General features: G+C 46.9%; 13 protein-coding genes. 6 read left to right on the top strand and 7 right to left on the bottom strand.

Annotated elements, in window-relative coordinates; all coding sequences use genetic code 11:
* Positions 1–243: 243 nt before the first annotated feature.
* Both M0415_RS04080 and M0415_RS04075 read left to right on the top strand, forming a co-directional pair.
* Entirely contained in the window at positions 244–915 is a 672-nt protein-coding gene (locus M0415_RS04080) for a glutathione S-transferase (RefSeq protein ID WP_249555481.1), read from the top strand.
* 121 nt (positions 916–1,036) lie between these two features.
* Complete coding sequence (locus M0415_RS04075; protein WP_109286141.1) at positions 1,037–1,261, top strand: hypothetical protein; 225 nt, start codon at positions 1,037–1,039, stop codon at positions 1,259–1,261.
* A gap of 139 nt (positions 1,262–1,400) precedes the next feature.
* Here the strand turns inward: M0415_RS04075 and M0415_RS04070 are convergent, their stop codons facing one another.
* Positions 1,401–3,158, bottom strand: coding sequence for a SulP family inorganic anion transporter (locus tag M0415_RS04070; RefSeq protein WP_086903276.1), 1,758 nt, complete (start codon positions 3,156–3,158; stop codon positions 1,401–1,403).
* Positions 3,159–3,352: 194 nt separating this feature from the next.
* Positions 3,353–3,979, bottom strand: coding sequence for a LysE family translocator (locus tag M0415_RS04065; protein ID WP_249555484.1), 627 nt, complete (start codon positions 3,977–3,979; stop codon positions 3,353–3,355).
* Positions 3,980–4,071: 92 nt separating this feature from the next.
* On the opposite strand from M0415_RS04065, the gene M0415_RS04060 reads away from it, so the two are divergent.
* Entirely contained in the window at positions 4,072–5,430 is a 1,359-nt protein-coding gene (locus M0415_RS04060; RefSeq protein ID WP_249555486.1) for an aminotransferase-like domain-containing protein, read from the top strand.
* A gap of 130 nt (positions 5,431–5,560) precedes the next feature.
* Here M0415_RS04060 and M0415_RS04055 read toward each other — a convergent pair whose 3' ends face one another.
* Positions 5,561–7,435, bottom strand: a complete 1,875-nt coding sequence (locus M0415_RS04055) for a choice-of-anchor I family protein (RefSeq protein WP_249555488.1) — start codon at positions 7,433–7,435, stop codon at positions 5,561–5,563.
* Positions 7,436–7,916: 481 nt separating this feature from the next.
* Between M0415_RS04055 and M0415_RS04050 the strand changes: the two genes are divergently transcribed.
* The 3 genes from M0415_RS04050 to ilvN all read left to right on the top strand — a co-directional run bounded on the left by M0415_RS04050 (position 7,917) and on the right by ilvN (position 11,819).
* Positions 7,917–9,140, top strand: coding sequence for a multidrug effflux MFS transporter (locus M0415_RS04050; protein ID WP_425383146.1), 1,224 nt, complete (start codon positions 7,917–7,919; stop codon positions 9,138–9,140).
* Positions 9,141–9,606: 466 nt separating this feature from the next.
* Positions 9,607–11,325 (top strand): acetolactate synthase 3 large subunit, encoded by a 1,719-nt coding sequence (locus M0415_RS04045; RefSeq protein ID WP_249555490.1) that lies wholly within the window; start codon positions 9,607–9,609, stop codon positions 11,323–11,325.
* Complete coding sequence (gene ilvN, locus M0415_RS04040; protein WP_011622520.1) at positions 11,325–11,819, top strand: acetolactate synthase small subunit; 495 nt, start codon at positions 11,325–11,327, stop codon at positions 11,817–11,819. Before M0415_RS04045 ends, ilvN begins: the two co-directional genes overlap by 1 nt.
* Before the next feature lie 134 nt (positions 11,820–11,953).
* Here ilvN and M0415_RS04035 read toward each other — a convergent pair whose 3' ends face one another.
* The 4 genes from M0415_RS04035 to iscX all read right to left on the bottom strand — a co-directional run bounded on the left by M0415_RS04035 (position 11,954) and on the right by iscX (position 13,917).
* Positions 11,954–12,397 carry an Hsp20 family protein gene (locus M0415_RS04035; RefSeq protein ID WP_011622519.1) on the bottom strand — a complete coding sequence of 148 codons (444 nt, stop codon included), beginning with the start codon at positions 12,395–12,397 and terminating at the stop codon, positions 11,954–11,956.
* Between the two features lie 304 nt (positions 12,398–12,701).
* Entirely contained in the window at positions 12,702–13,133 is a 432-nt protein-coding gene (ndk, locus tag M0415_RS04030; RefSeq protein ID WP_011717218.1) for a nucleoside-diphosphate kinase, read from the bottom strand.
* A 221-nt stretch (positions 13,134–13,354) separates the two neighbouring features.
* Positions 13,355–13,522: a hypothetical protein gene (locus tag M0415_RS04025; RefSeq protein ID WP_041412653.1), complete on the bottom strand. Its 168-nt coding sequence runs from the start codon at positions 13,520–13,522 to the stop codon at positions 13,355–13,357.
* 197 nt (positions 13,523–13,719) lie between these two features.
* Positions 13,720–13,917 carry a Fe-S cluster assembly protein IscX gene (gene iscX / locus M0415_RS04020; RefSeq protein ID WP_011622517.1) on the bottom strand — a complete coding sequence of 66 codons (198 nt, stop codon included), beginning with the start codon at positions 13,915–13,917 and terminating at the stop codon, positions 13,720–13,722.

Below are 13,917 nucleotides of genomic sequence, written 5' to 3'. Positions count from 1 at the left end.
TTTCCAGTGCATTAACTAATAACCAGCCTAAGCCCAGGCTGGGTCGCAAAAATCGGCCGAAATTCTACCTGAGTCACAGTCAGATAAACACTGACAAAAACCAAGGTCATTGTTTATTTACAAGGCAAACGGTGGAAAAATCGGTAATAAACGCAGTATTTCTGTTTTAAAGTCACTAGTATTGCCAACTTTTACCCATGCTGTGGCGAAATCGCTTTTATGATTGTTTTAAGGAACAAGACGATGCCTTTACCCATACTCTACAGTTTTCGCCGTTGTCCTTATGCCATGCGCGCTCGCCTTGGCCTATTGCTCGGCCAGTGCCAGGTCGAGGTTAGGGAAATCACCCTTAAAGCCAAACCTGCACCGATGTTAGCCATATCTCCCAAGGGAACAGTGCCAGTATTGCAACTCCCCACTGGTGAGGTGATTGCCGAAAGCTTGGAGATTATGCACTGGGCATTGACCAAGACCGACTCGCCAGCGGCGCGGCAATTACTCGGACAAACGGCGTCAGCGCAAAGCTTGATTGCTGAGCTTATCGCACAGAATGATGTTGAATTTAAACCTTGGCTGGATAAGTACAAATATGCCGATCGTTATCCTGAATTCACTCAGGCGGATTATTTCGCCAAGGCCTGCACTTTTCTTGAGCGACTCGAAGCACAGCTTGAGCAACATCCTTATCTTATCGGTCCAGCGTTAAGCCTTGCAGATTTTGCGATTGTGCCTTTTATTCGCCAATTTACGGCGGTGGATGCTAAACGAGATCTGAGTGTGGCGTTTCCATGCCTGATGAACTGGTTAACTTCGCTCACCAGCAGTGAAATATTTCTGCAAGCAATGGAAAAATATGTGATCTGGAAAGCTGACAATCCGCCAATTTACTTGTTAGAGACGTCTATAAGTAAATAAGAATTAACGTTTATTTTTGATATACCCAATAGCAATCGGTAAAATGTTCGCGTAAAGTACGTAGCGCTTAGGTAAACTAACTTAATCGTTTTTAACATTTTATGCTAAATCATCAGGATGAATGACAGGGATCAGCTACTTGGAAAATACGGATATTAACATCATTGCAATGCTCTTAGGCTTGTTTCTACTCCATTGCCTGTTTGCGCGTAGAGTCTTTAAGAGTCAAGCCAAGCTAAGCACCAATGCGAAATGGTTCTGGTGTTTACTCAGCCTATTGTTAGGCCCCGTCGGCTACTACGCCTACTACGGTTTTATTCCCCTCGATAAATTGCAAAAAGACTAAGCATTATCCTTATAACGCTTAGCTTTGAAGTGCCAACGCTAAGTTGAGATAAAAAAGCGCGGACTACGCCGCGCTTTTTCGTTATCGATATTTTCAGAATATAACCGAGCGTTCAATATCAGCCATTACACATGATTCACTACAAATGGCTATGTAGTAACACATCATCCTCGGGCGCTTTTTTGATCACCGGCGCCTGGCCTTCGGCTAACGCTTGTTTGTAGCTTTGGTTCATTTTTAGCGCCAGATATAAATCGGGTCGGATCAAAATGCCACCCTCGCCAGACTGCATTCCCGCCTGTTCAAACCAGCCGAGCATCTGCCGCTTACGCCCTGCTAGCACTAACCGTATGCCGCGCTTCTTCAATAATTGGTGTAAATCCGCAAGCATGGCCATCACACTCAAATCTAAGTGAGTAAAACACGGGACAGCATCGATGATGATGCAATCAACGGGCTCAGGCTCACGGATAAACTTCTCCAGTAAGCGGCGCTTAAAGTAAGTGGCGTTGAAGTAGGTTAACGGCGAGTTGAAACGATAAATAAACACGCCGGGCACAGATTTGGCCTTACCCGAATCATCCACACTGCGGATCACCCCTTTTTGGTCAAGCCCGAGCACTTGGTCGGTTGGACGCATAACGGTCGCTAAAAACTGGAATAGACCCAGTAATACCGCCAAAGTAATACCAGGAATAACCCCAATAAAGAGCACCGAAAACAAGGTCGTACAGGCGAGTAAAAAGGCGGAGCGGTCTCTTACGCGCAGGTTCCACAGCGCCTTTAAATCAATCAATGAAATCGAAGCAATCACCAATACCACGCCGAGTGCTGAACTGGGGATGTATTTGAGCGGTGCGGTAAAAAATAGCGCGACTAATGCAATCAAAACCGCCGCGATGATGGACACCAACTGGCTCTTGCCGCCGTTTGCATCGTTCACCGCGGTGCGTGAATCGGCGCCGCTGACCGCAAAGCCTTGGGATAACGCAGAAGCGATGTTCGCGATCCCTAGGGCGCGAAACTCTTTATCCGCATCGATATCGTAGCCATTTTTCGCCGCAAAACTGCGCGCCGTCAGCATCATGCTCACAAAGCTCACCATGGCTAAGTTGAGTGCGGGCACCACCAGTTCACGGGCAATACCGATATCGAACGCTGGTGCTTGGAATGATGGCAAGCCCGCGCTCACCTCACCCACCACATTGATATCTAAGCTGGTTAAGTTAAAGGCCCAGACTAAAAATGCCGCCATCGCCATCGCACACATTGAAGCAGGCCATTGGGGACGATAACGTTTCACTAAGGCATAAGTCGCTAAGGTCACTACTCCCATCAGCAAGGTGGGCCAGTGGGTTTTGGTTAAATAAGAAGGCGCGCCAGATAAGCGTTCAATCAAGTAACGCTCATCGAAGGTGAAACCAAAAATTTTCGAGAATTGACCGACAATAATGGTGATCGCCACACCATTGAGCAGCCCCATCAGAATAGGTTTGGAGAGAAAATCCGCTAATACACCAAGGCGAAAACGGCTGGCGATTAAACACCAAAAGCCGGTCATCGCCGTCATGGTCATCACCAGTTGCCAGTGTTTCATGCTGTCGCCAGCGGCAAGCGGCGTCACCACGGCGGCAATCACAGCGCAGGTGGCGGCATCGGGGCCAACAATTAATTGTCTAGAAGTGCCAAACAGTGCATACACCAACATGGGCAGCACACAGGAGTATAAACCGACAGCGGCATTGACCCCGGTCAATTGGGCGTAAGCGATAGCGACAGGTAAAGCGACCGCCGCCACGGATAATCCCGCCCTCACATCATCCCTGAGCCATTGCTTCTCATACTGCAGCATCTGCGCCAAACCGGGCATTAACGATACTAAACTGGGAAACTTCACGCAGTAACCTCCATATACTCACTCCCAAGTTAAGAACTAACTTGCGGTGGCTAAGTATAACTAAGCCCCAATGGGATCCCCAAAAGGCCGTTACCTAAAAAAGCCACCAATATTATGTTGGTTATGGCATAAAGCCAATCCTTACGCGAGTCAGTATCCCAGAATATTTAAGGTTTTAGCGCAATTAGGTCACTTTATCGCAAGATCATAGGTAAGGACACCAACAATAAACTGCCCATAAACCAGTTAAAATGGCGTCGACGTTTATCCGTATTGAGCTTTTTACTGATAGCCGCACCGACAAACACCCAAGTAAAGGATGCGGGAAATCCCACCAGATTAAATACCAGCACGCCCAATACCGCACTGAGCCAAAAGCCATCGCCCCCTAAGGTAAACGCGCTGCAAAGGGTAATGGTGGACATCCAGGATTTGGGATTAATCCACTGAAACAGCGCCGCCTCCATCAAACTCATCGGCTTACGCCCTTCATCCAATTGCGCAGCCTTTACGGGAGAGGTCACTAATCGATAGGCAAGATGCAGTAAATACAGCAATGCCGCGTATTTCAGCACTTGGTGCAACATCGGAAACGTCTCAAACAAAGCACCAAGACCGAGTAATACCGACAGATGCAAAGAAGTCGAGCCTAAGCGGATCCCCGCGATATGTGGAATGGTGCGCATCACCCCGAAATGGGCACCTGAGCTGGCGAGTAAAATATTATTCGGCCCAGGAGTCATGGTCATAGTTGCACAAAAGAGTGCTGCTGAGGCCATTAATGCCCAGAGTTGTGGATCATTGACAAGTTGAATATCCATAAACACCTTAAATTGTACGCATACAATATTTGACAATAAACGAGACAATTAATAATATAGATAGCTTTATGGAGATCAATGGATTTATTGTCATGGGTACAATTTGGACACCAGATCTAGCGGCATTTACAGGTCCTAAATATCAACGTCTGGTCAGTGCGATCGAGCAAGGCATTTTGCGTAAAGCCCTTCCCCATGGCACGAAACTTCCGCCACAGCGACGTTTAGCCGATGCACTAGGGGTGACCATAGGCACTGTCACTCGGGCCTATGCTCTAGCGGAGCAACGCGGTTATGTGGAAGCGCGTATCGGTGATGGTACTTATGTCAACGCCTCTCCCGTGCCAGAGCTTAATCATTTGCAGCTCAATATGGCGACTTGTCAGCAGCCGCTGACGGATCAAATAAGTACGCTGAGTGATTGCCTAAGCCAACTGGCTAAGGATCCGGCTAAACTGAGTCAACTCCTTGGCTATCGCGCCAGCCCCTTAGATCAGCATCAACAGATATTTCACCACTGGCTTGCGCAACGCGGCATTGAGCAACACCCAGAGCAATTGATCTTTACCCATGGTGGGCAACAGGCCATTTTTGCCTGCCTTAATGCTTTCCTGGCCAAGGGCGAGGTACTCCTGCACGAGCAGTACAGCTATCCCGGAGTGCGTATTTGCGCTAAACAATTGGGTATCAATAGTATTGGCGTACCATTAACCTCTGACGGGGTCGATCTGGCAAGATTCGAGGCCTTAGTTCAAATCCATCAACCTAAACTGGTGTATTTAACCCTCAACAATCAAAACCCCACCTGCATTCAATACAGTGAGCAACAGAGAGAAAAACTGTTGGCACTCGCGGAGCAGTACCAGTTTTATATCATTGAAGATGATGTGAATTATTGTCTCCCCGAGGAATGGCACCCTCCGCTGTGGCAGTTAGCTCAGACGCTGAATGTGCCGAGGGTCATTTACATTTCAAGCCTTTCGAAGCTGTTTTCAGGGGGCTTAAGGCAAGGTTTTATTTTAGTGCCCGAGCCGCTTATCGCACCATTGCGCCTCGCCATTCATAGCCAATGTTGGATGGTTTCGCCGCTGAATGTGGAGCTGGCCTGTCAGCTAATAAAACGCGGGCACATCACGGCCAATCGCGATGCAATTATTCGCGAGCGTCAGCAGCAATGCATAGCATTAGGTGACAAGCTGGGGTTAACCCAACGCTGGAGGGGTTTAAATGGCTGGATCCAGTTACCCGAAGACATTAAAGCCCATCATCTGGTGACCGCCTTAGCAGCAAAAGGCGTGCTGATCCGTAATGGGGATGACTTTAACTGCCATGACAACTTTATCCGATTAAGTTTAGGTGGCGCCGAAAACGATACCCAATTCCAGCTTGCGCTCGAGTGCATCGAATCCACCTTTAACGCACTCAAGCAACACGCCTATTCGGTCGTATAGCAGTTCATTTTCGCGTTTAAAAGCGGCAAAAAGAAACGCCAGAGTGATGCTCTGGCGTTTTTAGCTTGCTTAATCACAAGCATTTCAGGTGTTGGAATTTAACGTTATGGCAGCTTGAACCAAGCTATGGCTATTGCACCTTGATTTGGTACACACTTGTTGTGCCACTGACTTCATTACCAATGATCAACAGAGGCTGACCATTAGGGCTCTTCTCGGCACTCACAAACTTCATGCCTTCTGGCCCTAAATCTCCCGCTAAACTGGCATCGCCTTTCACTTCGCCTGTATCTGTATCTATGCTGAAATCCGCCTCAAAATCACGGTTTACCACATAATCCACAAAATGCACGTCAAAGGGATTCGTCACGTCGTAAATCATAAAGCCAGAGGTACGTTCAAGCCCAATAAAGGCATAGAGTTTTTGACCAATTTTGCCTAGAGCTAAGGCTTCTGGCTCGGGGCCTTTATCGTCACTGCGACTATCGCCTTTGTTTTCTTCATTGTTATTGTTGAAGTTATTGCCTAACAAGGCTGCGGTGATCCGCTCAAAATCGCTACCACTGTCAAACACCTGTTGACCATCGGCTGTCCAGATTGAGAAAGAACGCGCGCCGAAACTCACGATTTTGTCGTAATCGCCGTCGTTATCGTCATCACCCATACTCTTAGTCACTTTCAAACGGGCTAATTGGGTCTTATCTTTTGCGGCGGCAAATTGTGGATGATTAGGATCTAAGGTTAAGTCACCGGCGCGGGCTTCCTCCGAAAACCCAGCATAATCGCGGGAATCCCCTTCGTTAGCGGTGACAATAAAGTCAGTATTATTCCAACGGTAACTCGCTACGGTATCGGGTTGATACATGCCATACACCCCCGCATAGGCCTGAAGGTTGACCATATCGTCCTTGTCACTTGCATCAATTTTATTCACATCAAGACCATAATCCTTCAGTCCTAAGGGTAAAATCTTCGCTACTTTGGCATTGGCAATATCAATCACCGCGATGGCATTGTTCTCCTGCAAGCTCACAAAGGCACGGCTGTTATCTGGGCTGACACTGATATACTCAGGCTCTAAGTCCTGCGCGACAGTGGCCATAGGGCCATTGATTTTAATGTCCTTAGTGATTTCATTATGGCGAGCATTGCCCTGATTAAACTCGGTGAATGTCACTAGCGTCGCCGTTGCTGCGGGTTTACCATCCGCAATGGCGATAATCGCCACACTGCCCTCAGGGTCAATACTATAGTCTTGATTTGGTTCGCCTTCATTCGCGACGAGTACCGTTTTGCCATCATGACTAAAGACGACGTTATCCGGTAATGCACCAACTTCAACCGCGCTGAGATACTGCGGTGTCTCATTGCCATTGAGTTGGTAGAAAGCCACATAGCCATTGGCTTGAGTCTTATTGCCTGCTGCATCGCCGCGCTCAATGGCCGCCGCTAACAAGTTACCAGAAATACTGACACTGTTAACGCTGCCCATAAAACTCAAGCCTACATCTTTGGCGACATCCAGCTCTGCCAGCTTATCAAGATTATTCAAGGCTAATGGCGCAGTTGCCTTAGTCGCGTTACTGAGCAAGTTAGCGTCGATAATGTCGACCTTACCGCTTTTCGCATTAACCACAAAAATACGCTGAGAAGCACTGTGGTATTCAACAATTTCAGCAGCGCTCAGGCCATAAGTGCCCGTTTGATGACGGCCAATCAGCTCCGCCGACACTCCCGCAGATTGGGGTTGGCAAATAAATTGGGTTTGCGCCGCATCGATTTCAGTCTCTTCCAACTGGCCATTACGATTTGTATCGAGCCCTGTATCGATGCGTTGACCACCGGCGGGACAGTTTGCATCACCTATGGCGAGTGCAGTCACGTTCACTAATGAATTTAAGCCGTTCTCCCCCTGCTCACCATTTGTACCGTCATCACCATTACAGGCACCAAGGAGTAAACTTGCCAGTATCGCACCGGCCAGCGGCAGTCGTTTTGTGTTCATTGCATCATTCCTGAATGTGTTGTTATTAGTCGTAGGGTTAAGCTAAAGCCCATTAAACTAATCCGCATTCAAGACGGTTAGATGACATACAGATGACACTGGAGTGACAATCTCAGTCGAATGAATGACGCTAAGGCGTACATTGGTAAATTAATGCAATACAAAGACAGTAAAGCGATTTTGGTTACAATTTAAGTGTAAAGATATCGTCATCGAGATTGGCTTATTTGCCCGAGCGTTTTACTATGTTATGGCTTAATATCCTTATACTCGATGACAAGACCTATCATTCAGTTCAACTGTTGGCTGAGTCTTCGCTGGTCACTCATTTCTCCCCTATACTCCTCCAATGCTCATGGCGAGATACGCTATGGCAATCGAGGCGAAATGAGCCGCCAATAGGCAAAATTGTTACCCTACAATTTTGTTTTTTCGAGTGCATAACACTTTATATCGCCTTCTTTCGCCACCCGAGGTAACTGTGGACCCACAACCGTCAAGCTATCCGACTAAACCGAGCAACATTCCCCATTTGGCCCTGCTGATCCCTATGCTCGCCGCTATTGTTGCGATCACGCCGCTCGCGATCGACATGTATTTGCCCGCCATGGCAACCCTCGCCCATAGTTTTCATACCGATATCACCTTAGTGCAGCAATCCTTGAGTGTTTACTTGGGCGGCTACGCCTTGGGTATGCTGTGCTTTGGCCCACTTGCTGACCGTATTGGTCGTCGCCCCATGGTAATAATGGGCCTCTCGGGCTTTATGTTAGTCAGCCTGTTGTTAGGCTTAGCCGAGCAGATTGAAGTGTTTTTAGGGCTGCGCTTTTTACAAGCCTTTATCGGCGCGGCCGCCACTGTGGTTGTCCCTGGGTATATCAAAGAAGTCTATGGTGAAAACACGGCTAAGGGTATGTCTTATGTCAGTTTAATCATGATGTTAGCGCCATTATTAGCCCCCAGCATCGGTAGCCTTATCCTCGAGCTTGGTGAATGGCATTTGATCTTCTTTATCCAATCGGCCTATGCCATGTTGTTGCTGTTGTTGGTCATTACGTTGCTCAGAATGCCGAGCGATAAAGATCAGAGTAGTCGCAGTCAAAAATCCTTTTTAGGGGCTTATGCTACTGTGTTTTCACGTCCCGGCGTCAAAATGAATATTGCCAGTGGCGTGCTTACCTCTTTTGCGTTTTTTTGTTATTTAACCGCGTCGCCCTTTGTCTATATGGAGGTTTTTTCCTTAGATAAATCCTTATTTGCCCTACTCTTTAGTACCAATGTGGGCGCGCTGATGCTGGCAAATATTATCAATACCCGAATTGTGGGCCGTTATGGCTCATTGAGGATGCTGCATGTGTCGACCTTCTTCGGTGCGCTGGCGGCGGTAGGTTTACTGGGAGTGAACTTACTGGGACTCAGTTATCACTTCACCGTGTTGATGCTGATCCCGCTGATGGGGAGCCTTGGCATCATGTCGGTCAACGCCGATGCTATTGTGCTGATGAAATTCAAGCAGGAAACAGGCACAGCAACGGCGGTGATTGGCACCTTAAGATTTGGCTTTGGCGCCCTTGCTGGGCCATTACTCGCGCTGTTTTATAATGGCACCGCGGTGCCCTTCTCGGCATTAATGCTGACGGCGGTATTATTGGTGGGATTCTGTCAATTTAACCGACCGACTCATCAAGTCAAGCCGAAGGAGTAATGCATCTTTATACCACGTAAACGAAGCAATTGTGGTATTCATCGCTTTTGTGGTTGATTTGTAACAAATTAAGTGTTTTCTAAATAAACGGCACTCAGGTTATATATAGAACCTTGGGTGCCGTTTTTCATGGTAAATCTGCTAACCCATTCTAATTAAAGTGATTAAATAAAATCGCCATAAATAAAAATTCCCGTTTCATAAGCGTTTATCGCGTCTAAACATGAAATTGTTTCAAGTTGGTTATTTTTTACATAAAAGCCTTGAAATGTGTTCTTTTTTGAATATGATGAAATTCTGTTCATTGCAACAGCTGCTGCATCCAAAGGGATGAGCGCTTGAAATCTATGATTTCAAGCTCAGCAATCGGAGTCTGAATTACCCTTCAGGCTTATTTTTAGAGCGATTACCGTCGCTGTAACAAGATACTGTTTACCGTAACGGTACTATGCAATAGGAGTTTCACATGGAGAAGTTATCCGGCGCCAGCATGATTGTGCGATCCCTTATCGATGAAGGTGTAAAGCACATATTTGGTTATCCTGGCGGCTCAGTGTTAGATATCTACGACGCCCTGCACCTTATCCCCGGTATTGAACATATTCTGGTTCGCCACGAACAAGCCGCCGTGCATATGGCCGATGGTTATGCCCGCGCCACGGGTAAAGTAGGCGTGGTACTCGTGACCTCAGGCCCAGGCGCCACCAATGCCATTACCGGCATCGCCACCGCCTATATGGATTCAATTCCATTAGTGGTGTTATCTGGCCAAGTACCCAGCAATTTAATCGGTAACGATGCCTTCCAAGAATGCGACATGATTGGGATTTCACGCCCAGTCGTCAAACACAGCTTTTTAGTACAAGATCCGACTCAAATCCCTGAGATCATTAAAAAAGCCTTTTATATTGCCTCCACGGGTCGCCCCGGCCCCGTCGTTGTCGACTTGCCAAAGGATTGCCTCAATCCTGCATTGCTACACGATTATATTTACCCCGAGAGCATTAAAATGCGCTCCTATAATCCAACGACATCGGGCCACAAAGGCCAAATTCGCCGTGGATTACAGGCATTACTGGCAGCGAAAAAACCCGTACTTTATGTGGGTGGCGGCGCCATTATCTCCAGCAGTGAAAAACAGATCTTAGCCCTAGCGGAAAAGTTAAATATCCCCGTTGTCAGCACCTTGATGGGCCTTGGCGCCTTCCCAGGCACCCATAAAAACAGCTTAGGCATGCTGGGGATGCACGGTCGCTATGAAGCCAATATGACCATGCATAACTGCGATCTTATCTTCGGGATTGGCGTGCGTTTCGATGACAGAACCACCAACAACATCGAAAAATACTGCCCAAATGCCACTATTTTGCATATCGATATTGACCCTTCATCGATTTCAAAAACCGTACGAGTGGATATCCCCATCGTTGGCTCGGCCGATATCGTATTAGACAGCATGTTAGCCCTGCTGGAGGAGTCGAAGGAGAGCAACGATAGCGAGGCAATTACTCAATGGTGGCAAGAAATCACAGTGTGGCGTAACCGCAATTGCTTGGCATACGATAAGGAAAGCAACCGGATCAAACCACAGCAAGTGATTGAAACTCTTTATAAACTCACTAATGGTGAGGCCTATGTCGCCTCGGATGTGGGCCAGCATCAAATGTTTGCCGCGCTCTATTATCCCTTCGATAAACCTCGCCATTGGATTAACTCCGGCGGCCTTGGCACCATGGGCTTTGGTTTACCCGCTGCCATGGGAGTCAAAATGGCAATGCCTGACGAAACCGTTGTGTGCGTCACGGGCGATGGTTCGATTCAAATGAATATTCAAGAGCTTTCAACCGCTCTGCAATACGATACGCCGGTTAAAATTATCAACTTAAACAACCGTTTCCTCGGCATGGTGAAACAGTGGCAGGATATGATCTACTCGGGTCGCCATTCCCATTCCTATATGGATTCGGTACCCAACTTTGCCAAAATTGCCGAAGCCTATGGCCATGTTGGCATGACGATTAGCGATCCCGCTGAGCTTGAGTCTAAGATGGCCGAAGCCCTAGCCATGAAAGACAGACTGGTATTTATCGACATTATGGTGGATGAGACTGAGCACGTGTATCCCATGCTTATCCGCGGCGGCGCGATGAATGAAATGTGGTTAAGCAAAACGGAGAAATGCTAATGCGTCGAATTATATCTGTATTACTCGAAAACCAATCCGGCGCATTATCTCGTGTTGTCGGTCTGTTTTCCCAACGCGGTTACAACATCGAAAGTTTAACTGTGGCACCAACCGATGATAACACCTTATCGCGCCTCAATATTACCGTAGTGGCCGACGAAAAGGTGCTAGAGCAAATCGAGAAACAACTGCACAAGTTAGTCGATGTGCTCAAGGTGTCGAATGTCACCGAATCGGCTTATATTGAGCGGGAATTGGCACTGGTTAAAGTCCGCGCCCAAGGGGAATTACGGGAAGAAATTAAGCGCACCGCCGATATCTTCCGTGGGCAGATTGTCGATGTCACCGCCAATCTCTACACCATTCAATTGGTGGGCACGACCGAAAAACTCGATGCCTTTATTCACTCCATGGGTGAAGTGACCAAAGTAGTAGAAGTGTCGCGCTCGGGCGTTGTGGGCTTAGCCCGCGGCGAAAAAGCAATGAGAGCCTAATGACGCTGAAATGCCCATCAACGCATGCGAGCTTGCCATCGCAATGCTTTGAAATAGCCAACATGGGATTTTAATTGGTGGGATAACAATAAGGGGAGCATTAAGCTCCCCTTCTTTATCCGCGCAATTCAGGATTAGGACTGACCATCTAATAGGCGCGAGGTGGTGATTTCAATCTTGCGTGGTTTTAACGCTTCAGGGATTTCACGCACTAAATCAATGTTCAATAAACCATTCTCTAAACTGGCACCCAATACAGTCACATAATCGGCCAGTTGGAAGGTACGCTCAAACCCGCGCTCGGCAATACCTTGGTATAGGTATTTACGCTCGGTTTGGCTCTCGGCCTTATTGCCTTTAACCAGTAATTTCTCACCTTCGCTACTGATCTCAAGCTCTTCCATCGAGAACCCGGCCACGGCCATTGTAATGCGATAACGATTTTCGCCAAGGAGTTCAATGTTATATGGAGGATAACCTGAGTTGCCATTATTCGCGGCAGCGTGTTCTGCCATTTGGGCTAAACGATCAAAACCAATAGCACTACGGTAAAGAGGAGTTAAATCATAAGTACGCATATTCATATCCTTGTCTTAAGCAATATGGGAAAGTGGCGAACGTTTTTCAATTGAAAACGTATTTGTCTCGCCTAAATTAACTTCTGTCCTAGCGGCACAGAATCGATTGGGATCCTCATCGAGCGATCCTGCAATAGATATAAGGATAGGAAAGCGTATTTCAAGGCAGTTTTTTAAAATTTTTTAAAAGCTAAATAAAAAGAGCAGGTTATTAGCATTAAAAACCTTGTATCTGGCGTGGTTAGTCGAATATCGCCAATAAAAAAGGAGCCCTTAGGCTCCCTTCTTCGGTCTCACACTCAGATTAACGAGTACGTGGACACAGTTCTTCAGCACTGAAGAAGTAAGCAATTTCACGCGCAGCAGATTCTAAAGCGTCAGAACCGTGAGCAGCGTTTTCGTCGATGCTTTCAGCGAAATCGGCACGGATAGTACCTGGAGCCGCTTGAGCTGGGTTAGTTGCACCTAAAATTTCGCGGTGAGCTAAAACAGCGTTTTCACCTTCTAAAACTTGAACCATGATTGGGCCAGAAGTCATGAAAGCAACCAGAGCACCGAAGAAGCCACGCTCGCTATGCTCAGCATAGAAACCTTCAGCTTGTTCTTTAGTCAGGTGTAACATTTTAGCTGCAACGATCTTCAGACCAGCAGTTTCAAAACGGTTGTAGATTGCACCGATGTGGTTTTTAGCAACAGCATCAGGCTTAATGATAGAAAATGTGCGTTCGATCGCCATAACAAGCTTCCTTTGTCAGCAAGTTTGAAAAAATTCGCGCGGATTATACGAAATTTAAAAACCAAATCCTATCTTTAAAGCAAATAAGTCTGAGATATTGCGCACATTGGCTGGATTTGTAACCGGATTGTTCACACAAAAACGCCAGTCCATGTTTTCCACCGGACTGGCGAAAGGATAACAACACAACTAAATTGGCATATTTGCCAAAGACTCAGGGGTTATTTTCTATTTTTTGCCCAAATACCCGCCCATGCAATCAAGGCAACTAAAATGATTGCAGGGGCTAAATCGAGTAGATGGTGGAATAAACCGACGCCGCCATGACCAGGATGAGCCCATGCCAAGGCGGGTAACAGTGTGAATAACATAGCAAACAAAAGTTTCATGTGAACATCCTTGCGTAGCGGAAATAACATTAAGCGATTAATCACTTAACTGATACATAACAAGGTACGTCATTCACTTAAAATGAATTTGATACTGATCAAACTCCTACAAAAATCCCCTTTTAGGGATCACTAAATGTGACAATTGTCACGTAAGTGCGCTTTTTGCGGGACAAGATGCCCCATCAGGGCGATGGTTATTTCTCTTCAATCCAGCATTGCTGAATGGCTTCCAATATCCGCTCATTGCAATGCTTAGGATCATCGTCAAAATCATCGAGAGCCAACACCCACTCGTATAACTGAGTAAAATGCAGCTTGTGGGGGTCAACCTCGGAATGCTTTTCTAGCAATTCTAAGGCGATATCTAGTGAATCAATCCATTTTAACGACAT

The sequence above is a fragment of the Shewanella sp. 10B genome (assembly GCF_023475885.1).
GTDB lineage: Bacteria > Pseudomonadota > Gammaproteobacteria > Enterobacterales > Shewanellaceae > Shewanella > Shewanella mangrovisoli.
This window is presented reverse-complemented; position numbering and strand designations above follow the sequence as displayed.

Coding starts and splice junctions, on each gene's coding strand:
- M0415_RS04080 (WP_249555481.1), top strand. CDS start 244: ATGCCTTTACCCATACTCTACAGTTTTCGCCGTTGTCCTTATGCCATG.
- M0415_RS04035 (WP_011622519.1), bottom strand. CDS start 12,397: ATGCGTACTTATGATTTAACTCCTCTTTACCGTAGTGCTATTGGTTTT.
- ilvN (WP_011622520.1), top strand. CDS start 11,325: ATGCGTCGAATTATATCTGTATTACTCGAAAACCAATCCGGCGCATTA.
- M0415_RS04065 (WP_249555484.1), bottom strand. CDS start 3,979: ATGGATATTCAACTTGTCAATGATCCACAACTCTGGGCATTAATGGCC.
- iscX (WP_011622517.1), bottom strand. CDS start 13,917: ATGTCGTTAAAATGGATTGATTCACTAGATATCGCCTTAGAATTGCTA.
- M0415_RS04055 (WP_249555488.1), bottom strand. CDS start 7,435: ATGAACACAAAACGACTGCCGCTGGCCGGTGCGATACTGGCAAGTTTA.
- M0415_RS04075 (WP_109286141.1), top strand. CDS start 1,037: ATGACAGGGATCAGCTACTTGGAAAATACGGATATTAACATCATTGCA.
- M0415_RS04045 (WP_249555490.1), top strand. CDS start 9,607: ATGGAGAAGTTATCCGGCGCCAGCATGATTGTGCGATCCCTTATCGAT.
- M0415_RS04025 (WP_041412653.1), bottom strand. CDS start 13,522: ATGAAACTTTTGTTTGCTATGTTATTCACACTGTTACCCGCCTTGGCA.
- ndk (WP_011717218.1), bottom strand. CDS start 13,133: ATGGCGATCGAACGCACATTTTCTATCATTAAGCCTGATGCTGTTGCT.
- M0415_RS04060 (WP_249555486.1), top strand. CDS start 4,072: ATGGGTACAATTTGGACACCAGATCTAGCGGCATTTACAGGTCCTAAA.